Genomic DNA, 22,621 nt, shown 5'->3' with positions numbered 1-22,621 from the left:
CCGGGGAAGGCGGTGGCGTGTCCGAGCTCGACCAGCGTGCGGTCGCGTCGACTGCCGGGGTAGTGGTGCAGGCCGGTGGCGACGCGACGGTCACGGTCGGGCGGGCCGCGCGGCGGGTGGCGTGGCCGGTGAGGGTCGGTGTTCCACCGGTGCTGGCGAACCACTACCAGGAGCGGCAGGCCCACGGGCTGCTGACGGAGGCGTTGGCCTCGGGGCGGACCGCGGTTGTCGTGGGGGCCGTGCGGGGCACGGGTGTGGTGGTGTCGGGTTTGGGTGGGGTGGGCAAGTCCCAGCTGGCCGCCCGGCACGCGTGGTCGGTGTGGTCGGACGAGGGCGTGGACGTGGCGGTGTGGGTCTCGGCGTTGTCTCGTGACGCCGTGCTCACCGCCTACGCCCAAGCCGCGGCGCAGGTGTTGGTCGATCGCGATCCGCCGATCGCGAACCTCTCGCCCGAAGAGGTCGCGGAGACGTTCCGGGCGTGGTTAGCCGCCACGTCGCGACGATGGCTGGTCGTACTCGACGACGTGCAGGACCCCGCCGACGTACGAGGACTGGAACCATCCGTGGGCGCTGGCGGGCAGGTGATCATGACCAGCAGGCTGCGCGGCTCGGCGCTGACGCGTGGCGCGCACCGGGTGATTGAGTTGGGAGTGTTCACCGAGGAGGAGGCACTCGATTACTTCACCGGGGCGCTGGGAGGGCACGAGGGCGTCGGCCACGCGCAGCTGCGCACCCTGGCCGAGCAGTTCGGACGGCTGCCGCTGGCGCTGGGACAGGCCGCGGCGTTCATCGCCGACCAGCCCCTGCTCACCGTCGCCGACTACCAGGCGATGCTGACCGACCGGCACCGCACCCTGGCCGAGCTGACCCCACCCGAGGGCAGCCTGCCCGAGCACCAGATGACGGTGGCGGCGACCTGGTCGCTGTCCATCGAACGCGCCGACCGGCCCGACGACCCCGCACGACCCGCAGGCGCGGGACTGGCCCGGCTGCTGCTGGAGATCGCCAGCCTGCTCGACCCCAACGGCACCCCGTTGGCGGTCTTCACCAGCCGACCCGTCCTGGACCACCTCACCATCCGCGCAAGCCGCGAGGTGCGCACCGACGACGTCCGTGACGGGCTGACCCGCTTGCACCGCCTCACGCTGCTCACCCTCGACGCGGCACAGCAGGCACGAACGGTGGCCGTGCACGCCCTGGTCCAACGCGCCGTCCGCGACAGCATCCCCGCCGACGCGCTGCACGACCTGGCCCGCACCACCGCCGACGCCCTCTGCGCGACGTGGCCCGAGATCGACAGCACCCACATTCGCTGGACCAGGGGATTGGGTTCCAGCACCGATCTGGGCGTGGCCCTGCGTTCCTGTGCCGACACCCTGCGGAGCCACGCCGATTCGGCCCTCTGGACCCCGGGACCCCACGTGTTGCTGGATCGTGTGGGTAAGTCGCTCAACGACACCAACCAGGTCGGCACCGCGCTCGACCACTGGCGCACGCTGCACCAGCAGGCCCACACACGCCTAGGCCCCGACCACCCCGACACCCTGACCGCCCGCCACAACCTCACCTTCTGGCGGTGCGAGGCCATCGACCGGCAAAGCGGCCCGGAGTTCAGGACGTCCCTCGCCGACCGCCTGCGCGTCCTGGGCCCCCGCCACCCCCTCACCATCAGCCACAACCGTGGATTTCTGTGGCCGAGTTCGAGCGAAGCATCAGGCCCTGCGGGGGCCGTGGAGGAGTTCACGATGCTGCTCGCCGACCGTCTGCGGATCTCAGGGCCCGACCACCCCCACACCCTGACCGCCCGCAACAACCTCGCCCGCTGGCAAGGAGAGGCCGGCGACCCGAAACGCGCGGTCACGGAGTTGAACGCTCTCCTGCCCGACTACCTGCGACTCCTGGGTCCCGACCACCCTGAGACCCTGTCCACGCGCCACAACCTCGCCCATTGGCGAGGGCACGCCGGACACCCGGCACGCGCGCTGGAGGAGTTCGAAGTCCTTCTGTCAGACTGCACCAGGATCCTGGGGCCCGACCACTCCCACACCCTGTGCATCCCCGACAACATCGCGCGTTGGCGCCCACTGGGCCGGACCTGATCGACACGGTCGGCCCGCATCTTCGTCTGCGGTGACGGAAATCAATCAAGTCGGTGGTGCAGCAGATAGTGGCACGATCAACATTATGACTTCAGTGTAGACTAAAAAGCTTTTATGCAAGCTAAATTTGTGTTGATCTCGTTGGAGGTACCGCTCGACCCCTGCGAAGGGCTTCAACGCAGGTAGTGGTCTGTGCGGGGCAGGAAGGGTGCGAGCGCTTGGAGGGTGGGTTCGGGGTCGGGCGGCATGGCGATGGGGTGGTTGAGCGGGTCGGTGCGGTGGGCGTGGTCACGGGCCCAGTGCAGCCATTCGCGTGCGGCCACGGCTTGGTCGGGGTCGTCGAGGGTGTCGATGCGGGCTTGCATGGCGTCGAGGTAGACATCGAGTTGGCGGGCGCGGGTCCAGGCGTCGAGCTGTTTGTGCAGCGTGTCGGCGCGGTGGCTCTCGACGAGCATGACCTTGGCGCGTGCGAGGCGTTGTTGTCGTTGGATCTCCTGCCGGTGGCGGCGTTCCTGTTCTTCCTGCTCGGCTCGGTGGGCGCCGTCGGCGCGGTGCTCGAGTTCGCGCAGGACTTCGGGCAGGTGGTCGTCGAGGTGGATACGGGTGCCGTCGGACCAGGTGGAGCGGTGGTACTCGTGCCGACCGGGGATCTCGATGCGTAGTCGTTGGCTGGGCGTGTAGTCGTATTTGGGGATGTAGCTGGTGTTGGGCCAGCGTTGCTTGTCGACGAGTTCCTTGGCGGTCGGGACGTGGTCGGCGCGGTCGTTGAGTTGGGTGATCCGCAACCGCACCTGGTGGCCATGGATGTGGAAGACGAGCTGGTGGACGTCGTCGCGGCGCCGGTAGCCGTCGTTGGTGACCGCCGCGACCTTGTGGCCGCGTTCCTGCGCCGCGGCGGTCAGCGCGTGCAGTAGTCGCAACGCGCGGGCACGGGCCGGCCCGACCACGGGCAATGCCTGCCCGGAGTCGCGGAGGGCCGCGATGGCAGGGTGCGGGTTCCTCAGCCGCTCGGGGATCTGGACCGGCGCGACGGGCGGTGCCATCCAGTCCGGCAGATCGACGATCGACAGAACCCTGCGTTCCCACCGGTTGGAGCGGACGAGGAGTTGCTTGCCTGCGGGGAGTCGGTGGCCGCGCCGGATGGCGTTGACCTTCGCGGTGAAGCTGCGGTCGTCGCCCTCATTGCGGATGTCGACGGCGAGCGTGCCGCCGGCGGCGAGGACGGCGGCGACGAGTTCGTCCGCCACCGACTGACCGGGCGTCGGTGTCGGGACTGCGGCCTTGCCGGTCGCCGCGGTCTTCTTCATCGACGCCGGCGCGGACGTCGCGCTGGCGGTGACACGTGCTCGCGGTTTCACCACTGGGGCGGGAAGAGGCGCGCCTGGTGACGGGTACGAGCCGTGGTCGAGGTAGTAGCGGCCAGCGGGGGTCAGGGTCGCACGCCACCTACCGTCCAGCCGGTTGATCGACAATAGACGGCGCGCCTGCAGCGCCCTGGCCGAGACCTTGTGCTGCTGCCCCGGCCACACGCCGTCGGGACACCCGTCCGCGACCCAACCCAGGACCTCGACCTGATGCGGGTTCAGCGGCTTATCCGCTCGCGCCATCGGACAGTTCTACAGCACAGCACCATCATGGAAGACCCGATCCGGCGGGCCGCACCCCGTCCGCCGGTGTACACCGCGTGTCTCGGCGGCTTGCCGTCCCACTGGAGTCACCTGATCGGGGGTTCGGCACCCACTGTCACCTCCGCGGGATGGACAGTGGAGCCGTGTCCGAGACGGAACGAACCCGGCATATCGTGACGTCACAAGCGAACCTCGGGCACCGAACAGCGGCCTTGATCGTCGGCCGATCAGGGCGACACTGCCCGCGGCATTGCCGGAATTGACGCCGCAGACCGCACGGATCTGTTGGAGATCGTGGTGCAGCTGTCGCAGGACTGCCAGCAGCGTCCGACAGCCAAGGATGGTGAGCAGCCCTCATAACCGGGTGCGCGCAAGCTGCATGGTCGCCGGCTGAGCCGCGCAGGATGGAGGCATGCCCTGGCGACGCCGCGGGGCCCTGGATCAGGTCACTACTTCCCACCCTGTTGGGTGGCGGGCCAGATCTCCCACTTGTTCCTCGCGCCGCGACGAACCTCCGCGTCGGGATGCTCGACCTGGAGGTCCTTCAGACGCTGAAGGACCTGCGCGATTGGCAGCCCTGACGGAATCACTGCCAGAGGCTGAGGCCGCGGAGTGGCGGGGACGGTCTCCTTGGCTGCAGGAACAGCCAGCATGGCGCGGACTTTCTGCAGACACGCAGCCCAGTCCGGCCATGCCGGACACGGGGCGATGTCCCTGAAGTCTCCTCCCCACTTGGTGTAGCCGTGCCAACTCGACGGGCTGACGCACTCCGAGCACATGTTCGCTTCGGTCAGGGGCGGCATCGCAGCGAGCTGGGTGAGCTGGCGCCTGTCGGAAGCGAGCTTCCGGCGCAGACTGGCACGATCGCTCTTGTCGAGACCTTTGGATGTCAGGCGTTGCTTGATGTCGCTAACCGAAGCCCGGAGTTGCCGCACCTCCCGCTCTCGCCGGATGCGGAAGTACATGTGCGTGATGGCGCGTCGGTCGGCGGGCAGGCGGCCGTGTTCGTCCACCACGCTCTCCCGATCGCCGACCAGGACGCGAAGCCGATCCACATCCGTCCGCATCTGATCGATGCGAGTGTCGAGTTCTTCGATCTCGGCAGCCCGCCTGCTCGGGTCCATGGCAGGTGCACGCTCACCGCTTGCAAGAGCCGCTCTGCCGTCCAGAGCATGCTCCAGTTGAGCTTCACGTTCCAGCAGTCGAAGCCGCGCGGCGGCCCGGTCCCCGTCGAAGTGCGCTACACGGGCGAGCCGCTCCGCTTCCCGGCGCGCGACTCGTGCCGCGATCCAGGCGTCCTGGGCTTTCAGACGCTCGTCGATCCCCTCATTCGACAACGGCCGGAAGTCAGGCTCCGCTCTCGTCCACTGGTCGAAAACCGCGTCGGCAGCAGCCAGGTCATCGGCACGGTCCTCCGCAACCCAGGGATTCCATCGCCGCTCCTCATTTAGGCTGATGATGAGAGCTCGCGCTGCGGAGAACTCCTCGGCGGATGCCGTCGCCCACGGCTCCGGCTTCCACAGGGTCCCATCAGGCTCCAAGATCTGCTCGGGCATCGCCCGATGGTATCGGCCTGTCGGTGTCCTCGACCTGAACCGCCTGATGACAGGCTGTCCGACTGGAATGCCATGTATAGGCGTATTCGATCGCAGTGGTCGAGCTCTGGTCTGCGATAGGAGGTGACGAAATTGGCGTCGCGCAGCCAACAGCGCTGGTGGTCCCGGTCACGGATGCCGCCCCGCTCCTCGGGCAGCGAGGTGGTGGCGGCGGCCATGATCGCGCCGGTGTCGTGGTGCACCAGGCCCTTCAACGTCAACGCCGACCGCAGCACCAGGTCCGACTCGACCAGCGGCAGCTTCAGCATGGCCTTGGGCTTATGCTGCGTCGCCAGCGGGGCTCGCCGTCTCGGCCTGGAGGAGGGCCTGGTCCCGGAGCTCCTCGGCCCATGCCCATGCGGCGCTGGGGTTGCGCAGGTAGAAGCGGTGACGCGAGTCCCCGTGCGCTACTGGTGTGAGTAGCCCGAGCGAGACCAGAGATCTTATGGGGCCCTGCAGGTTGCTGATGGTGATGCCCAGCTGCCCGGCCAAGGTGCTGAGGGAGACGAAGCCGTCGTCGGCTGCGGCGACCGCGAGCATGACTTCCAGGCGGTAGCGCTGGCCGAACGCGGCCTGCGACCGGTCCCGTAGAAGAACTCGATCCGGTGACGCCATATGGTCATCTTACGAGTTTTACGTTACGACTTGTTCGTAAGTTCGAGTCGAACCGGTGTTCGAGCCGGTGCCGAGGGCAGGCAAGGGGCAGTCATGGGCAGTCGCTCGACGATCGAGTGGACCGAGGTCACCTGGAACCCGACGACGGGGTGTGACCGGATCTCCAAGGGTTGCGACAACTGCTACGCGTTGGCACTGTCCAAACGGCTCAAGGCGATGGGGACGGAGAAGTACCAGAACGACGGCGATCCGCGCACGTCGGGTCCCGGCTTCGGGGTCACGCTGCACCCGGACACCCTCGACCAGCCGTATCGGTGGCGTACTCCGCGGGTGGTGTTCGTCAACTCCATGAGCGACCTGTTCCACGCCAAAGTCCCTCTGGGCTTCGTGCGCCGTGTCTTCGAGGTCATGGCCGACACTCCCCAGCACACCTACCAGGTGCTCACCAAGCGCTCGACCCGACTACGCAAGCTGGCTGACAAGCTCGACTGGCCCGCCAACGTGTGGATGGGGGTGAGCGTGGAGGACGGCGACCAGCTCACCCGTGTCGACGACCTGCGTGCCGTGCCCGCCGCAGTGCGGTTTCTGTCCTGCGAGCCACTGCTGGGCCCGTTGACCGGACTGAACCTCGACGGCATCGGCTGGGTCATCACCGGCGGCGAGTCGGGTCCGAACGCCCGCCCAGTGGACTCGGCCTGGGTGCGGCAGATCCGCGACGCCTGCCAGAAAGCCGACGTCGCGTTCTTTCACAAGCAGTGGGGCGGGCGCACACCGAAGGCCGGTGGCCGCGAGTTGGACGGGCAGACCTGGGACGAGATGCCGCAGCTCGCCACGGCCCGTTGACGTCGCCGTCACCCTCTACCGCGAGTGGGACAGGCGGCGCCTCACACTGGCCGGATGGCCTGGTTCTCGAACTTGTTGTTCTTCCCTTTGAGGTGAGGTGGTGCCACACCTTCATCGGAGAGTTGGCCCATCGTGGGAAGAAGAGATCGGCATCTGGCAACTGGTTGCCGTGCGTGACAAGTCATGCGCGCAGAGCTATACGCTTCACGTGGCTCATCGCTCCGGCGGGGTCGTTGCCTCTGATCGGCATCAGTGTGACCACTACTGGCAGCCGCCAGATGCTGTTCGCGAAGCTGAACCCCACAAGCTCTACCGGTCGAGCGGGGAATCCGTCAACGTCGGGGAGGAGTCGGGGTTGAGGACCGTCCGCTCAAGTGCCGGAGGTTGATACACGTTCGGCGAACCAGCTGTCACCCGCTTGGAGTATTGCGCGAAGTTGTCTACACCTCTGACTTATTCGATTGAACATGAAACCTTCTGGCCTGCTTGCGATCACGGTTATGGTGCATGTGGAGCGCCCGTGACATGAGGAGCCTGCGATGCCGGTCAAAAGGAGTGTGCCATGGCCCATCGTGGAGCACACGTTGGCCAAGCACGACATATACCGGCGTTACCTCGAACGGTGGTTCCCTATCCTGATCGGGGGCTCCAACGCCTACCCATCAGCCACGTACGCGGAGGGATTCGCCGGTCCCGGCGTGTACGCCGGCGGCGAGCCGGGGTCGCCGATTATCGCGCTGGAGGCCTACCTCAGCAAGGTCCCGAACACGAAGTCGCTGGCGAAGTTCCTATTCGTCGACGATGATCCGCGCTGTGTGACGATGCTTCGGCAGCAGCTGACCAAGCGCTTTCCCGAGCGTCCCCGGCCGCGGGACCGCATGTGGATGGACGTGGTCCAAGGCAAGTGCGGCGAGCTCCTGGAGCAGTACCTGACCGAGCGTGACTGTTGGGGACAGCCGATTCTGGCAGTGCTGGACTCCTGGGGCAACGCACCAGTGCCCTACCCGCTGCTGCGGCGCCTGGCGCGCAATCCGGCCACCGAAGTCATCGTGACCTTCGGAACCCAGCACTTCGTACGCTTCGTCGAGCAACTGGGAGCCGACGCGGACGGGGTGTTCGGGGGCGACCAACGCTGGCGCCAGGTCAAGAACCTCCCGGACGGGGAGGCCAAGCGCCGGCACCTGCTCGACTGCTATCGGCGGTCCCTGAGCGACGCGGGGTTTCAACACTTGCTGGACTTCGAGTTGATCGACCGACGCGGCGAGCCCTTGTACCTGGTCTTCGGTACCAACCACCCCCGCGGCGTGGAGAAGATGAAGGACACGCTGTGGGAGGTAGACCCTGTACAGGGCGTCGGCTTCCAGGACCCACGCGACGAGCAGCACGAGACACTGTTCGACGTCAACGAGCCGTTGCTGGCCCCGCTCGCCAGGCTGCTCGTACCGGTCATCGAACGCGGCGGTGAGGACGGAGTGGCGGTACAAGAGCTGAGGGACTTCGCGCTGCGGGAGACGGTGTACCGGCCTCAGCACGTCACCCCTGCGCTGCAACCGCTATTGGAGAAGGGAACCATCCGCTCCGATCCGGTGCATCGCATCCGCCCCAGCGGCCGGGTGTGGAAGATGGTCAGCTGATCGTTACGTCATTCAACTGCCGTCGGGATGTTGATGCCGACCGAACTGTCGCTCAACGTCACGGGGATGAGGAGTAGCGCGGTGGTGCAGCTGATCGACAGCTGTGACCGGGTCACTTGATTCACGCACACGTGTGCGACCTCCACGCGGCCGCCACGGGCGGGCGGTGGGAGGAAGTGTGGGAGGAAAGTGGGAGAATCCATTGAGCCGCAACGGAACCGAGCTGCATCGAACCGCGCTCAACGGCACGGCCGTCACCTGCTGATTCGGTGTTTTCGCAGGTCGGTTCATGATCGGGGCACCCCTGGGGGTCAAGGGGTCGCAGGTTCAAATCCTGTCGTCCCGACGGTCTGAAGGAGCCCGCTGGCTCTGGGTGAAAGCCCAGGTCAGCGGGCTTTTTCACGTTGCGCGGTTGATCTTGAATTGGTCACGAAACGGTAACGTTGCGATCTTGGTGAACGCTGTTTAGGAGCGAAAACAGGAGCGAGTGGCTCCAGATCTTTGACCAGCGCCAAATGGGGTCGTCCCGAACGGGTGAACCTGCCCAACCGTCACCAACTGTGACCCGTTCGCATGAACCGTCGCCATGCTGCGCCGAATGCCTCAAGACGGCTCTGACTTGCCGTTATGGCGTCCAACCGGCCTGGACCGACGCGTGCGGACACCACGGCGGGGCTGCGGCGGGGCGGCGGGCCTCGGCTGCGTAACTCCAGTTGCCATGGCGACGACTCTCCCACGCAGAATTACACCATCGCGGCGTGCGGTAGTGCGCACTTGGCCGCGATGGTGCACGCCGTGGTTCGTGGTCAACGGTTCCTGCTTAAGGTCCTCTATCGAATTTCTCGACCACCCCGAGTGTCAGGCGCCGATCCATCCCGTCGTATACGGGTCGACGCTGTACATCTCGACGTAGAACCAGACATTGTCACCGATGCTGGGTTGCTGATCGTTCAGTTCCAACCAGCCGCTGAATCCCGGTCCCCAGAACTTCCAGCTGTCGCAGTGCCCGCTCGCATAGCAAGCGCGCACGCCGATGGTCTGTGCGGGTTGCGGTCTGCTGCGCAGCGCTATGTTGATGTCCGCACATTTGTTCGTGGTGATGTACCACGTGGCGGTGGTGTCCGCGTACCCTGGGTCGTCCCCGAGTCCACCTGGGATCCTGTACGGAGTGCCGTTGTCCTGGCTCCCTGCGTCCCAGGTCACGACGTTGTCCCAAATGCAACTGCTGAGCGCGCCAACACCACCGTGGTCGCCTTTGCCGGTATCCGCAGACGCCGACATTGGTGCGAACGACATGAGCATGATGGCGATGAGCGCGCTTATGGTCCGCGTGCGTTTCATGACCTACCTTTCCGGCGGGAGTGCCGGCACTCTCAACAGGCCAGCTCCCCGTTCCCTTGGTACTGCGATAATCAGTCGCCGTGGACCGCGATGTCGGAGTGCGCGGCTCACGACATGACCGTCAAGTCTGACGGTCTTTCCCCATTCCGCGATAGAGCCGGCTGGTGAGCCATTCGAGTGGGTTTCCGAGATGCGCCGCGAATGGTCGTACGGCGCGTGGTGCAGTGTCCGGTATCGGAGTCGTCCGGCTGGCCGCCAGGGAAACCGCCACGTCCGAACACACGCGCCACTCGAGCCCAAGTCCACTCCAGGCCGGCATCCGGCGGCGATGTCGTCCGCAGACCCCTGGGTGGGGAGGGGAAGCGCAGCGGCAGCCGAGGACGGCAGGGAACCGCTTTGGTTGCCGTGTCCCAAGTCACATCGACGCTGGCCGGAACGCAGGGGTGCGGCTGGCGCCAGTATCGCGGTGTCCCACGCGCGGGCCGTCGGTGCGGCGAAGATCAGGTACAGCAGTCGTAACGCCACACCCCACGATCATGCCCTGGTGGTCCAGGGTGCGCGATCGTCGCAGCTCAGCAGCCCAGTGCAGAGTTCTGACACCCCACAGGCCGTACTTGCCGTCGCGGTCGCGGAGGAGGAAGCGTGGGTTGAGGATGCCTCTCCCGGCCAGGTGGACGACGCGGCGTGGGTCTACGACATCGGGGAGAACTCGGACTGCCCGGTGGACGATCCACAACGAAGCGCACGCCCAGGCGGTGAAGTGCACTGCGCAACGCCAGCTCGGGCCGAGTGCCGGACCGCTTCATGCGGCGCATCACCTTCGCGGTGGCTGGGCGTGTTGCATGAGGTGCCGCCCCAGGATCGAGGTAGGTGTACACACCCTCATGCTGCCTGCGACCTCTGACAACCTGGCCACCTCGACAACGGTCGACATCGTGCGCGGGATACCGAGCGCTTGCGAGATGAGGGCGATCTCAGGTGGTTGCCGCAATGGCGCGACTGGTTGGAACCTGCCCGTCCGAGCAACTGCCGACTGCAGCGCTTGGAGCTTGTTCGCACGTGCTGCCACATGGGTGTTTCACCACTCGGACGACGCGGCGCGGAACCGCAAAAATAGGGTTCACAGGCACATCAAAGGTGCTCTGATCGCATAACAGGATCGACATGAGCACGTGATCGAAGCTCACATTTGTTGCCGTGTAACCATGTCACCCGAACGAGCGATGGATCGTTCGCGCACGACTGCTTAAGTGCCAAGAGGGGGACTCCACTGAACTGCTCGAACACACTTTCGACCACCACCCCCACTCGTAGCAAAGCAGGCAGGTCATCGTGCGCATGATCCCGGATTCGGTGCATCCCGGTGCCAGCCGGGCCGAGCAGGAGATCTTCTCCCAGCTGGCCGCACTCGAAGTGGCCGGGTGGGAATACGCCTTGCACAGCACCAACCTGCCCGAGCACGACCGCAAGCGGGTGTGCGAGATCGACTTCCTCTTGCTGGGCGAACGCGGCCTGCTGGTACTCGAAGCCAAAGGTGGCGAGATCCTGTTGAGGAAGGGTGTGTGGCACACGCGCGACCTCAAGGGCAATCGGCACCGGCTCAAGGAGAGCCCTCTCGACCAAGCGCAGACCAGCATGTTCGCCTTGGAGAAGGTCCTCCGCCGAACCACGGCCGACTCAGATCTGGTCGAACGCACCGTGTTCGGGTACGGAGCTGTCTTCCCTGACAGCGAGTTCGACGCGGTCAGCGTGGAGTGGACCCCGGAAATGGTGATCAACTCGGTCCGCCTGGCGTCCGAGGGGTGGGCGGAGTGCCTCGACCGGTTGGGCGCGTTCTGGGAGAACAAGCTCGGCGGGAGGGGACCTCTGTCACCCGATGACGTCGAGCGCTACCTCAACGTCCTCCGCCCCGACTTCGACCGCGTGCTGTCCCTGCGCCGTCTCGACGACCTGGTCGAGAAGGAACTCGTCGCCCTGACCAAGAACCAGTACAAGGCCCTCGACCAACACCGCAGGAACCCGCGGGTGGTGTTCGAGGGCGGCGCCGGGACGGGCAAGACCATGCTGGCGGTCGAGATGTGCAGGCGGGCCCGGGCCTCCGGCGAACGTGTCCTGCTGACCTGCCGCAGCCACGTCCTCGCGGCCTTCATCCGCTCACAGCAGGACTTGGACGGCATCACCGCGGTCCCGTTCGACCAGGTGTCGGCTTTCGGCGCGGACGCCTTCGACGTGGTCGTGGTGGACGAGGGGCAGGACGTCGTCAACCAGCACGACCTCGGCGTGCTGGACACCGCGCTGGTCGGCGGGCTGGCGGACGGCCGCTGGGCGTTCTTCCTCGACTCCAACAACCAACGTGGGCTGGTCGGTCGCTACGAGGACGACGCGAAGGTCAGACTCGACTCCCACCGCCCCACTTTCGTCGACCTGATGGACAACTGCCGGAACACCATCGAGATCGTTCGCGCCACCCAGGAGCGCACGGGGGCCGATCTGGGAGTGACCAAGGCAGGCCACGGGCGCGAAGTCGTGGTGGTCGAGGAGGGCCGCGAGAAGGCGGTCGCCGCGGTGTTGGCAGCCCTCACCGAACTCGAAGAGCACGATGTGCCCCTGGAGCAGGTCGTGCTGCTGTCACCGCACCAGTTGAGTGCATCGATCTTCGTCGAACTGCCGGTGGAATGGCTCGAACGCATCGACGTGCTGGACCTGATGCGCATGCGTCGGCCCGGTCGAGGGCGTGTCGGGTTCGCCCAGGTAGCCGACTTCAAGGGGTTGGAAAGCCGGTACGTCCTGCTGGAAGTGGACGAGACGGCTGATGAGAAGGCGGCGCGCGCGCAGCTGTACGTGGGCATGACCCGGGCCAAGGCCGCGCTGTGGGTGGTCAAGCCGGGCGGAACGGGAGTGAACGGGTGACGGAGGTGCACACCACGGGCTTCCCGGACCGGGACCGGGTGCTCGAGTACCTGCACGACCAGCTGGTCGGCCCGGTCGACGGGGACGACGAAGTCCTCTACGAGAAGGCACCACAGCACCGGTACTTGACCGCCGTGCTGTACCCGATGTCGCTCGCCCCGCTTTCCGCCGCCGCGAGCGGTCCGGTGGATGACGCCGAGGAGGTCGACGACCAGGCGGGTGCCCTGATCGAGGACGACGACGACGATCCAATCACCCTCGCGGGGCAGAGCCGGCCGAGTTCGGCGGGCATCAGCTTCATGATCGCGGATCGGTCCGCGATCACGGTGGAGGTGCGGGCCGCGCGGTACCGCCGCCTCTCGGACGAGGACGACGAGTGGCAGCGCGAACCGCTCGACCTCGTGGGAGGTGCCGCGCTGACGGTCGAGCCCCCGTCCGCCGGGAACCACCGGAAGGTCGACCTGTGGGGCGAGGCGGCCAGCGCCGAGGTCACCTGGCGCCCGCACCCCGACGGGGTGATCGTCACCGTCGTCCTGGTCAACCGAAAGGTGCAGGAGCAGCGCCGGGCGGTGGCCCCGGAGGACTGCCTCTTCCAAGTCGGGCTCCGCTGCCGGGTCGCGGAAAGCACCATCATCCGCTACCCGACGCAGGCACGGACGCACAGCGACGACGAAGCGGAAGAACTCGAACTCCAGTACCGCGATGTGCCCGTGTACGCCGTCGGCCACGGAACGGCGGCTCGTTGGGACACCGCAGGCGATCGGCCCGAGTGGGTTGGCACGTCGTTCCTCCCGGTGCACGTCGTGCCGGATGTCGCCTTCGACCTGCCCGACGTGGCGGACGCCGTGCGGCTGAACGGCCTCGCCGAGATCGCCACCACCCCGGGGCCCGTGTTCGCGGCCCTGACCCGCTTCGTCGACCGGTACTCGGACTGGATCGGGAAGACCTGGGACGCGGCGCCCGCGGACCTCGACCCGCGCCTCCGCCCCGCGTCGGAGCGGTTGCGGGACCGTGCGATCCGGGCCAGGGACCGCATGCTCGCCGGCCTGGACTTCCTGCGCGAGGACCGGGACGCGCTCGAAGCCTTCGCGCTCGCCAACAGGGTGATGTCCATGCAGATGGCGCACAGCCGGCCGCACCTCGCCGGTTCACCGCACGCCCCTTCGGAAGCGCCGGACCCGCGGGTCGACTACGACTCGCTCAACCCCACCTGGCGTCCCTTCCAACTCGGTTTCCTGCTGATGACGGTGAAGGGCGTGGTCCGGGAGGGCGAGGACCGCGACCTGGTCGACCTGATCTGGTTCCCCACCGGCGGCGGCAAGACCGAGGCGTACCTCGGGCTCGCCGCGTTCACCGTCCTCCACCGGCGGCTGACGCTGGGGGACGGCGGAGCGGGCACCACCGTGATCACCAGGTACACCCTGCGCCTGCTCACCAGCCAGCAGTTCCAGCGAGCCGCGACCATGATCGCCGCCTGTGAGCTGGTGCGCCGCAGCTCCAGCGGACGGCTCGGCAGCCGCCCCGTATCGATCGGCTTGTGGGTCGGCGGCGAGAACAGCCCCAACAGCTTCGTGGACGCCCGCCGATTACTCGCGAGGGCGCGTGACGGTGCGGCGGGCGACAAGGGGTTCCAGATCGAGTCCTGCCCGTGGTGCGGAACCCGGATCGTCCCCGGCGACCAGCACGACGAACAGCGGTGGGGCATCTCCGCGACCAACAACTCCTTCCGGGTGCGGTGCTTGAACGACAAGTGCCCGTTCCGCACGGAACTGCCGATGTCGTCGGTGGACGAGGACCTTTACCAGAACCCGCCCACCATGCTGGTCGGCACGGTCGACAAGTTCGCCCGCACGGTGTGGAACGAGAACACCGGCGTGTTCTTCGGGGCGGGCCGCGACCCCGGTCCGTCGCTGATCATCCAGGACGAGTTCCACCTCATCTCCGGTCCGCTGGGCACCATCGTCGGCCTCTACGAAGCGGCCTTCGACGTGCTGATGGAGCACCTGGGGAACAAGCCGAAGATCGTTGCCGCCACAGCAACGATCCGCCGGGCCGACGAGCAGACCAAGGGTGTCTTCGGGCGGCCCGTCGCGCTGTTCCCACCCGCAGGTCTCGACGCCACCGACTCGTACTTCGTACGCACGAACCACGCAGCACCCGGTCGCGCCTACATGGGTGTCATGCCGCAGGGCCACACACCGCTCACCGCGCTCATCCACGTCGCCGCGGCGCAGTTGCAGGCGCCGCTGGAGGTGGAGCTGACACCCGCGGCCGAGGACGCCTACTCCACCCTCGTCGTCTACCACAACAGCCTCCGCGAGCTGGGCAAGACGATCAACCTGGCCTCCGACGACATCCCGTCGCGGTTGAAGGTGATCGCACGGGCCGAGGACCACGTGCGGCAGCTCCACGACGACAACGTGGTGGAGCTGACCAGCAACGTGGCCTCCGCGCAGATCCCGAAACGCCTCGACCGGCTGAAGCAGGCGCACGACGCACCCGGTGGCGTCGCCTTCCTGGCCAGCACCAACATGATCTCCGTCGGCGTCGACGTCGGCCGGTTGGGCATCATGACCGTCGTAGGCCAACCGAAGACGACGGCCGAGTACATCCAGGCCACCAGCCGCGTGGGGCGCAACGCCGACCGCCCCGGCCTCGTGGTGACGGTCTACTCGCCGTCCAAGCCGCGCGACCGGTCGCACTACGAGTCGTTCACCCCCTACCACGCGAGCCTCTACCGCTCGGTGGAGCCGAGCTCGGTGACCCCGTTCTCGGTACCGGCGCGACTGCGCGCCCTCCACGCCGACCTGGTCGTGCTGGTGCGCCACGCGCTCGGCCTGTCGGGTGATCAGCAAGCTGCGTCGTTCGACCCCGATGACCAACGCTTCGCTACGCTCGTCGAGAAGTTCCTCAACCGGGTGGAACGGGCAGATGCGACCGAGCTGAAACGGGTCGAGACCCACTTGGACACCCTGATCGAGAGGTGGGTGAAGCGGGCGGCCGACGCGGAACCCGTCGGCGGCCTGCGCTACAGCCAAGGTGGACGCGAGCGGCCCAAGCTGCTCAAGCGGTTCACCGAGCGGGGTGATGGTTGGGCGACGCTCGACTCGATGCGCAGCGTCGACGTCGAGGTCCACGTGCAGGTGAGGGGGCCTCGCAAGTGACGGTGCGCAAGGTTCGACGTTCACAGGTCATCAGCCCGTTCGGACCCGGGGCGATCATCGACCTCGTCGGCGAGTCCTTCGTGGTGGAGGACGCGGGCAGGTGGCCTCGTCAACGCGTGCCCGTCGACTTCCCCAGGCTCGCCTCGTACCTCGGGGTGAACTCCCTGGCCTCGCCCATGCCGGGCAGGCCGATCCCCTACTACAGGTTCCCGCAGTGGTTGTTCTGCCCGGCTTGTCGGCGCATGAGCCGGTGGTCGTACACCAGAGAAGTCGCCAACACCCCTCCGACGTGCGAGCACTGCCCCGGCGGGAAGCAGCTCATCCCCATGCGGTTCGTGGCGGTGTGCGCCGACGGGCACATCTCGGACGTCGACTGGGTCCGCTGGGCGCACTCGGCCGATCGCCGCGACCGCAACCAGAACCAGTGCCAGCGCTCCGACTTGAAGTTCCTGAACAAGGCCAACGTCGGCGGCGGCCTCAACTCCCTCGTCGTGCGGTGTGTGCCCTGCGGCGGTGAGAGATCGCTGGACGGGCTCACCACGAGCGTCGGGCTGAAGCACATCGGCAGCAAGTGCACCGGCAGGCAGCCGTGGCAGGACCAAAAAGACGCGAAGGTGTGCGCGAAGCAAGTCGTGGCGATGCAGCGCGGGGCGTCGAGCGTGTACTTCCCGAACGTGGTCAGCGCAATCGACATCCCGCCCGACTCGGACTGGAGTTCCTTCAGCGAGCCGTTGGCCGTCTTGCGGAAGAGAGACGATTTCCGGTTCCTCGTCAACAACCCGGGCTACAAGTTGGCCAGGGCCATGATCCAGGTCATGGCCGACGAGCACGGCCTGTCCGTCGCCGAGGTCGAGGCGGCGCTGGCCGACGAGATGAGCGCACCCCAAGCACAGCCCGGCGGGCCGGAGAACATCCGCCCGGACGAGTGGGCGGCCCTGATCAACCCGAGGGAAGGGGAGCACCACCACCAGGACCAGTTCATCTCACGACGGGCCGATCGCCCGCTGCGCGCCGCGGGTGGGACCACGGACGGCTGGAGCCGGCTGATCCCGGAGGTCGTGCTGGTCGACCGCCTCCGCGAAGTTCGGGTGTTGACGCACTTCGAGCGCTACGCGATGGAGGAGAAGGTGCCGTCGAACCTGAGCGACGACCCGGACTTCCTACCGGCCGTCGAGGTGTTCGGAGAGGGGTTCTTCCTCAGGTTCGACGAGCAGGCCCTCGTCCGGTGGGAGAGGTCCGCTCCGGTGGTGACCCGTTGCCGGCGGTTGGCCGAGCGGCGCGAGCTGACGGGTGCGACCTGGCTACCCGAGCCCACACCGCGCTTCGTGCTGCTGCACACCCTCGCGCACCTGCTCCTGCGCAACACCGCCTTCGAAGCCGGCTACTCGACATCTTCGCTGCGCGAGCGCCTGTACGTGACGCAGAACGGCGGTGGTCCCCCGATGTCCGGCGTGCTGATCTACACGGCGGCAGGCGACTCGGAGGGCACGCTGGGCGGCCTGGTCAGGATGGGCGAGTTCCCCCGGTTGGGCAGGCTCCTCGACATGTCGATCACCGCCGCCCTGTGGTGCTCGTTCGACCCGGTGTGCGCGGACCACCCCGGACAGGGGCCGGACGGGCTGTCGCTGGCCGCGTGCCACGCGTGCTCGCTGACGCCCGAGACGAGCTGCGAGGCGGCGAACCGGCTGCTGGACCGGCGCCTGCTGGTCGACCCGGAGTTCGGGTTCTTCAAAGACCTGGCGGCAACCGCCGGCGGTGTCCCGGGGAGCCTCCTGTGAGCGCCGCGTTACGCGCCCCGGTCCACGAGGCGCCCCGTTACGCCGTGGTGGCCGCCGTTCCCGAGGTTGACCAGGCGCGTGAGGCCGTCGCGGCGTACCGCCGCCTTCGGGGGCATGGCAAAGAGTTGCACGTCATCACCCGGTTCAGCGTACTGACGAACCGCATCCGCACGCTGATGCCGTTCGAGAGCCGCGGCGACACCGTGATGACGTACCACTCCTACTTCGCCAACGTTTGGCGCACGGTGCTGCGGATCAAGCAGCCGATGGCGGACGACTACGACATCGACTTCTGGGAGTTCAAGCACCACCTCCGGGCTCGTTACGTCCGGCCGCTGGACCGACGGCACGTCATCGTCGTCCAAGGGCAGCAACTGCCGCGCGACTTCTACACGGTGCTCCGGCTGCTCAGCATCGAGGCGACGGTGTTCGTCGACCCCGTGCAGACGGTCGACGACTCCGGCACGACGCTGGAGGACCTGACCGCACTCCTCGGCGCGGGAACCGCCACCACCTCGCACGAGGTCGACAGCGGTACCGCGCAGATCCACGAGTTGCTGGCGCACATCGGAGACAGGTCCTTCCCGGTGGCCGCGCCTCACCTCGAAGGCCCGCGACCGGTGCTGGTCGACCACGAAGACGTCGACGAGGAGATCCGGTTCGTCGCGGACCATGCGGCAGCGCACCGCGACCTGCAGATCGGCGTGTTCCTCCCCACCCGGGAACTGGCCCAAGTCTTCAAGGACGGGATCGGAGACCTGTTCGACGGCAAAACGCAATGGCACCTCTCGGGCGTCAAGGTCCCGAAGCACGCCACGATCACCTGGTCCGACCCCGGCGTGAAGGTGCTGACGTGGGCCAGCGCCATCGGCATGCGTTTCGACCACGTCGTGTTGGCGGGACTCGACCACGTGGAGGACCGCTTCCGGTTGGAGAACGCGCTGCGGGTACTCGGTCCGACGGCACGTTCGGAGCTGTTCCTCTCCTACTCCGGTGTCGGACGACCCACCTCGTTGAGCGGGCTGAGGCCGGCCTTGCTCGACGACCGAACCCGCGACGCGCCCGACGGCGAATGGGTGGAGGCGAGCCCGACCCTCGAGTTCCCGGCGCCTCACCCCGCTGCGCCGGAGCAACCGGCTCCGCCCACCCCGTCAGCGGTCGACAGCGCTCGCGCCCTGCTCGCAGTCCCGATGCGGAGCAACGCCCGGTCCAAGCGACTGCTCACCGCCGAGCAAGAAGTCGGGTTGGCACAGCTCATGCGGTCAGCCGACGAAGAGCTGTCGGACGAACTGCCGAAGGGCTTCCGCTCGACCCTGCGTGACGACGACGTCCGGGCCCGAGCGTTCGACGCGATGGTGCTGCACAACACCGGTCTCGTCGGCTCGTGCATCGGCAGGCACCTCGGCTCGGGACTCGACTACGACGACCTGTACCAGCACGGGCTGCTGGGCCTGATGCGGGCGATCGAGAAGTGGGACGGCTCGCGGGGGCTCAAGTTCTCCACCTACGCGATGAACTGGATCAACCAGCACATGGGTCGCGCCGTTCCCGATGAGGGCGCGACGATCCGGCTACCGGTCCACAAGTACGAGGAAGTCCGCAAGGTCCGCGCTGTCCGGAACAGGCTGCTCCTGGAGCAGGATGACGCTCCGATCGTGGAGATCGCCAAGCGCACCGGGTTCTCCTGGGAGAAGGTGGTGGACTGCTTGCGGTTGTCCAGGGGCGTGATCAGCCTGGACGCACCCCTGGGCGCGGACGGCGAGATCTCGTTCGCGGAACTGGTCCCCGCTCCGTTCGAGCACCACTCGAACCCCGACTACGTGCTCGACAACGAACTCGGCGCCGAACTCGTGCGGAAAGCCCTGTCGTTGTTGAAGGAGCGCGAGGCGGAAGTGCTCAGGCTGCGGTTCGGCTTCGACGGTGGTGACGACCGCACCCTGGAGAAGATCGGCGAGCACTTCTCGGTCACGCGCGAGCGGATCCGGCAGATCGAGAGCAAGGCGAAGAGCAAGCTCGTCGAGAAGCTGGCGGACGTGGGTCTGGTCGCCGGTGGCGCGAACCCCGTTCCCCCGAAGGAGGTCTCGCTCCGCCGGTTGAGCATCGTGCGGACACCGGTCCGCGAACGGCGGCAGCTCGGCGCGGAGATCGCCACGGGGTCGGGTTTGGTGGAACGGCTCGGCGCCGCGGGTGAGGACAGTGCGGTCGGCCACCTGCTGATCGCCTTGGTGGACCGCGCGTTGTCGTCCGGTGCCCAGCACGTCCGGATCAGAACCGCGGGCGCGGGCACGAGCTCCAGGCTCGCCCTGGTCCACGACGGAGCCGCCTTCGCCGGGTACGCGCTGCTCTCGACCCTCCGCGAAGGGCAGGAGGTGTCGCGCGGATCCGCGACGCTCGGTGTCGCCGCCGCCCTGTACGACGAGGTCACCACCTGGGACTCCCACACTTCCTCGGCGTGCCTGGTCCTCACCTCCGCGGCGGACACCGACGCTTGGTGGCTGCACCGTGCCACGCGTAGGCTGCCCACAGGGCTGCTGCCGGAGGTGAAGTCCGACCGGTGGTCGGTCGTGCTGCTCCGGGCCCCGCGGCCCCAGGTCGCACGTGCCCGCGTCGGTGTGGTCCTCGACCGGTGCGTCCGCGACCTCGGCGTGGTGTTCGGCGAGTTGTTGCGGCGGAAGGTCGAGATCGACGTCAACGGACGTGCGGTCACCGCTCAGGACCCCTTCCTGTGGGGCAACCCGGCCGGTCAGCACCTCGGGGAGGAGCGGGTGACGGCTGCGGGGTTGTCGGTGGTGGCGAGCCCTCGCGTGCTCCCCCACCCGGACGCCCTGCGGGCGGGTGACACAGCTTCGGTGGGCGACCCCGCCGACTGGCGGACGAGCCAGGGCTTCTACGTGCGGTGCGACGGTCGGTACCTCTCGCGCGGCGGCTGGCTCGGGCTCGACGGCCTGGACATGGCGGAGGGCACCGCACTGGCCAGGGTGCTCGTCGAGGTACCGCCCGAACAGCGCGCCGCGTGGGGTGGAGATCACCCCGGTGCCACCGTCGTGCCGCCGGAGCCGCTCCGGCCGAGGTTGGCCGCTCTCGCCCGCATAGCGCGCGGCAAGTCCGAACTCGTGATCGAACGACACCGAACTGGGGGACGACGTGACGGACGGTGAACTCGCCGCCTTCACAGCCGAGTTGCGGCGCAGGGTGGACGACCGCGTCGTGGCCGAGCCGGAACTGATGGCGCGGGACGCGTTCGTGACCGTGGTCGGCGAGCACCTGATCGACGACGGGGCGCTGGACGACTTGGAGACCTGCTACCTGTTGGCACCGTGGCAGAACCGCCGCGTCGAGGTCGCCGGTTACGACATCACGGGTGACGGCACGATCCTGCACCTCGTCACGGCCGAGTACGGCATGGACGGCGAGCCGTTGAAGCGGGAGCGGCTCACCCAGTTGGTCCGCCGCGTCGGCGCGTTCGCGGAGTTCTGCCGCAACGGCCTGCACGAGCAGCTGGAGCGGTCGAGCCCGGCGTACGACATGGTCGAGCGCATCCACAGCGCGTGGCCCCAGCTCCAAATGATCAAGATCTTCGTCTTCACCGACGGGAAGACCGGGTTGCGCCGCGCGGAGGAGGCCACCGTCGCCGGTCTCCCGACCCTCGTGAACGTGTGGGACATCGGCCGCCTCCAGAAGCTGATCAGCTCGGGCGCCCAGCAGGAGGACATCCTCATCGACGTCGCGAAGATGGGGTACGAGGTGCAGTGCCTGGAGTCGCCCGAACAGGCCGACGGATACCGCTGCCTGATGGCGATGCTGCCCGGGAAGCTGCTCGCCGACCTGTACGACGAGCACCACAGCCGTCTGCTCCAGCGGAACGTGCGCGCCTACCTCCAGGCGCGGGGAAAGGTCAACAAGGGGATCGCGGAGACGATCAAGGAACAACCCGGTCGATTCCTGGCCTACAACAATGGCGTCTCCGCCACCGCTCGCGCGGCGGACCTCGAACGGACGTCGAACGGACTGGTGCTGCGCAGCCTGACCGAGTTGCAGATCGTCAACGGCGGGCAGACCACGGCCTCGCTGCACCACGCGGCCCGCAAGGGAATCGACCTGTCCGATGTCACCGTTCCCGCGAAGATCACCCTGATCCCCGACGACCGGCTGGACAGCATGGTCCCGGAGATCTCCCGCTACGCGAACTCGCAGAACGCCGTCACCCCGGCCGACTTCGAGGGCAACAGCCGATTCCACGTCGGGTTGGAGCGGTGGTCCCGCACCACCTGGGTGACTCCGCTCGGTGTCGACGTCGAACAGACCCGTTGGTACTACGAGCGTGTGCGCGGGCAGTACGACGTGGAGAAGAACAAGTTCACGACGGCCGCCGCGCGGCGCAAGTTCGACCGCGAGAACCCAGTGCGGCAGCGGTTCGGCAAGACCGACGCCGCGAAGTACGAGTACGCCTACTCGCTCCGGCCGGAGGTCGTGTGCCAGGGCGCTGAGAAGTGCTTCCGGACGTGGACGTCGGACGAGGGCCTCGCCGAGCGCGAAGCGCCCGACGACGTGTACTTCCGTCACTTGGTCGCCAAGGGGATCGTGTTCCGCCAAGTGCGGATCATCATCCAGAAGCAGAACTTCGGCGGCTACCTCGGGCAGACCGCGGCGCACACCGTGTCGTTGATCGTGCACACGCTCGGTGGGCTCGACCTGGACCGGCTCTGGCGCGAGCAGGCGCTGCCCGAGGCGATCGCGGCGGCGGTGCCCGACGTCGCGAAGGCGGTGCGGCGGGTGCTCACCTCACCCCCGAGCGGCGGGAACGTCACCGAGTGGGCGAAGAAAACCGCCTGCTGGGAACGCGTCCGCGCTGTGGGCTGGGCTCCGCCCTCCGACGTCCTCGCCGGTTAGGCGACTTCATCCCCATTTCATCGTTCGCGCGTCGGGGCGGCCGAACGGACCGGTCCCGGGAAGTGGCATGGCAGAAGTTGAGCAGAACAAGATCGTCGGTGGTGGAGGTCCCACGCGGGTCCCT

12 protein-coding genes and 1 pseudogene are annotated in these 22,621 nt (G+C 67.5%); 8 read left to right on the top strand and 5 right to left on the bottom strand.

What is annotated here, in order from left to right; genetic code table 11:
• Positions 1–17 precede the first annotated feature (17 nt).
• Positions 18–2,099 (top strand): NB-ARC domain-containing protein, encoded by a 2,082-nt coding sequence (locus RIN75_RS10690; protein ID WP_309111673.1) that lies wholly within the window; start codon positions 18–20, stop codon positions 2,097–2,099.
• Between the two features lie 173 nt (positions 2,100–2,272).
• On the opposite strand, the gene RIN75_RS10685 is transcribed toward RIN75_RS10690, so the two are convergent.
• The 4 genes and pseudogenes from RIN75_RS10685 to RIN75_RS10675 form a co-directional block, all read right to left on the bottom strand.
• Complete coding sequence (locus RIN75_RS10685; protein WP_309111672.1) at positions 2,273–3,706, bottom strand: hypothetical protein; 1,434 nt, start codon at positions 3,704–3,706, stop codon at positions 2,273–2,275.
• 470 nt (positions 3,707–4,176) lie between these two features.
• Positions 4,177–5,283 (bottom strand): hypothetical protein, encoded by a 1,107-nt coding sequence (locus RIN75_RS10680; RefSeq protein ID WP_309111671.1) that lies wholly within the window; start codon positions 5,281–5,283, stop codon positions 4,177–4,179.
• 134 nt (positions 5,284–5,417) lie between these two features.
• Positions 5,418–5,594, bottom strand: a pseudogene (locus RIN75_RS44045) (glycoside hydrolase family 15 protein); the annotation flags it as partial.
• 7 nt (positions 5,595–5,601) lie between these two features.
• On the bottom strand, positions 5,602–5,937 hold the full coding sequence (locus RIN75_RS10675; RefSeq protein ID WP_309111670.1) for a hypothetical protein: 336 nt from the start codon (positions 5,935–5,937) through the stop codon (positions 5,602–5,604).
• A gap of 93 nt (positions 5,938–6,030) precedes the next feature.
• Between RIN75_RS10675 and RIN75_RS10670 the strand changes: the two genes are divergently transcribed.
• A complete protein-coding gene (locus tag RIN75_RS10670) occupies positions 6,031–6,780 on the top strand; it encodes a phage Gp37/Gp68 family protein (RefSeq protein ID WP_309111669.1) in 750 nt (249 codons plus the stop codon).
• Between the two features lie 572 nt (positions 6,781–7,352).
• The gene (locus RIN75_RS10665) at positions 7,353–8,414 is read left to right on the top strand and encodes a three-Cys-motif partner protein TcmP (protein ID WP_309111668.1); all 1,062 of its coding nucleotides are present in this window, start codon (positions 7,353–7,355) and stop codon (positions 8,412–8,414) included.
• An 858-nt stretch (positions 8,415–9,272) separates the two neighbouring features.
• On the opposite strand, the gene RIN75_RS10660 is transcribed toward RIN75_RS10665, so the two are convergent.
• Positions 9,273–9,755, bottom strand: coding sequence for a hypothetical protein (locus RIN75_RS10660; RefSeq protein WP_309111667.1), 483 nt, complete (start codon positions 9,753–9,755; stop codon positions 9,273–9,275).
• Positions 9,756–11,093: 1,338 nt separating this feature from the next.
• Between RIN75_RS10660 and RIN75_RS10655 the strand changes: the two genes are divergently transcribed.
• From RIN75_RS10655 to RIN75_RS10635, 5 genes are read left to right on the top strand one after another with little or no spacing between them, the layout of a single operon-like run.
• Positions 11,094–12,665 (top strand): NERD domain-containing protein, encoded by a 1,572-nt coding sequence (locus RIN75_RS10655; protein WP_309111666.1) that lies wholly within the window; start codon positions 11,094–11,096, stop codon positions 12,663–12,665.
• Positions 12,662–15,829 (top strand): helicase-related protein, encoded by a 3,168-nt coding sequence (locus RIN75_RS10650; protein WP_309111665.1) that lies wholly within the window; start codon positions 12,662–12,664, stop codon positions 15,827–15,829. The genes RIN75_RS10655 and RIN75_RS10650 overlap by 4 nt, the downstream gene beginning before the upstream one ends.
• A complete protein-coding gene (locus tag RIN75_RS10645; protein WP_309111664.1) occupies positions 15,826–17,607 on the top strand; it encodes a DUF1998 domain-containing protein in 1,782 nt (593 codons plus the stop codon). The genes RIN75_RS10650 and RIN75_RS10645 overlap by 4 nt, the downstream gene beginning before the upstream one ends.
• On the top strand, positions 17,604–20,765 hold the full coding sequence (locus RIN75_RS10640) for an RNA polymerase sigma factor RpoD/SigA (RefSeq protein ID WP_309111663.1): 3,162 nt from the start codon (positions 17,604–17,606) through the stop codon (positions 20,763–20,765). Before RIN75_RS10645 ends, RIN75_RS10640 begins: the two co-directional genes overlap by 4 nt.
• Entirely contained in the window at positions 20,752–22,497 is a 1,746-nt protein-coding gene (locus RIN75_RS10635; protein WP_309111662.1) for an AIPR family protein, read from the top strand. Before RIN75_RS10640 ends, RIN75_RS10635 begins: the two co-directional genes overlap by 14 nt.
• The last annotated feature ends 124 nt before the right edge of the window (positions 22,498–22,621 follow it).

The sequence above is a fragment of the Saccharothrix sp. genome, from assembly GCF_031180885.1.
Classification (GTDB): domain Bacteria; phylum Actinomycetota; class Actinomycetes; order Mycobacteriales; family Pseudonocardiaceae; genus Actinosynnema.
Note: the sequence above shows the minus strand (reverse complement) of the source record. Positions and strands in the feature narration are given on the sequence as shown.

What these genes read in the sequence shown, in the direction of transcription:
- RIN75_RS10685 (WP_309111672.1), bottom strand. Translation starts at nt 3,706, where the DNA reads ATGGCGCGAGCGGATAAGCCGCTGAACCCGCATCAGGTCGAGGTCCTG.
- RIN75_RS10680 (WP_309111671.1), bottom strand. Translation starts at nt 5,283, where the DNA reads ATGCCCGAGCAGATCTTGGAGCCTGATGGGACCCTGTGGAAGCCGGAG.
- RIN75_RS10675 (WP_309111670.1), bottom strand. Translation starts at nt 5,937, where the DNA reads ATGGCGTCACCGGATCGAGTTCTTCTACGGGACCGGTCGCAGGCCGCG.
- RIN75_RS10670 (WP_309111669.1), top strand. Translation starts at nt 6,031, where the DNA reads ATGGGCAGTCGCTCGACGATCGAGTGGACCGAGGTCACCTGGAACCCG.
- RIN75_RS10660 (WP_309111667.1), bottom strand. Translation starts at nt 9,755, where the DNA reads ATGAAACGCACGCGGACCATAAGCGCGCTCATCGCCATCATGCTCATG.
- RIN75_RS10655 (WP_309111666.1), top strand. Translation starts at nt 11,094, where the DNA reads ATGATCCCGGATTCGGTGCATCCCGGTGCCAGCCGGGCCGAGCAGGAG.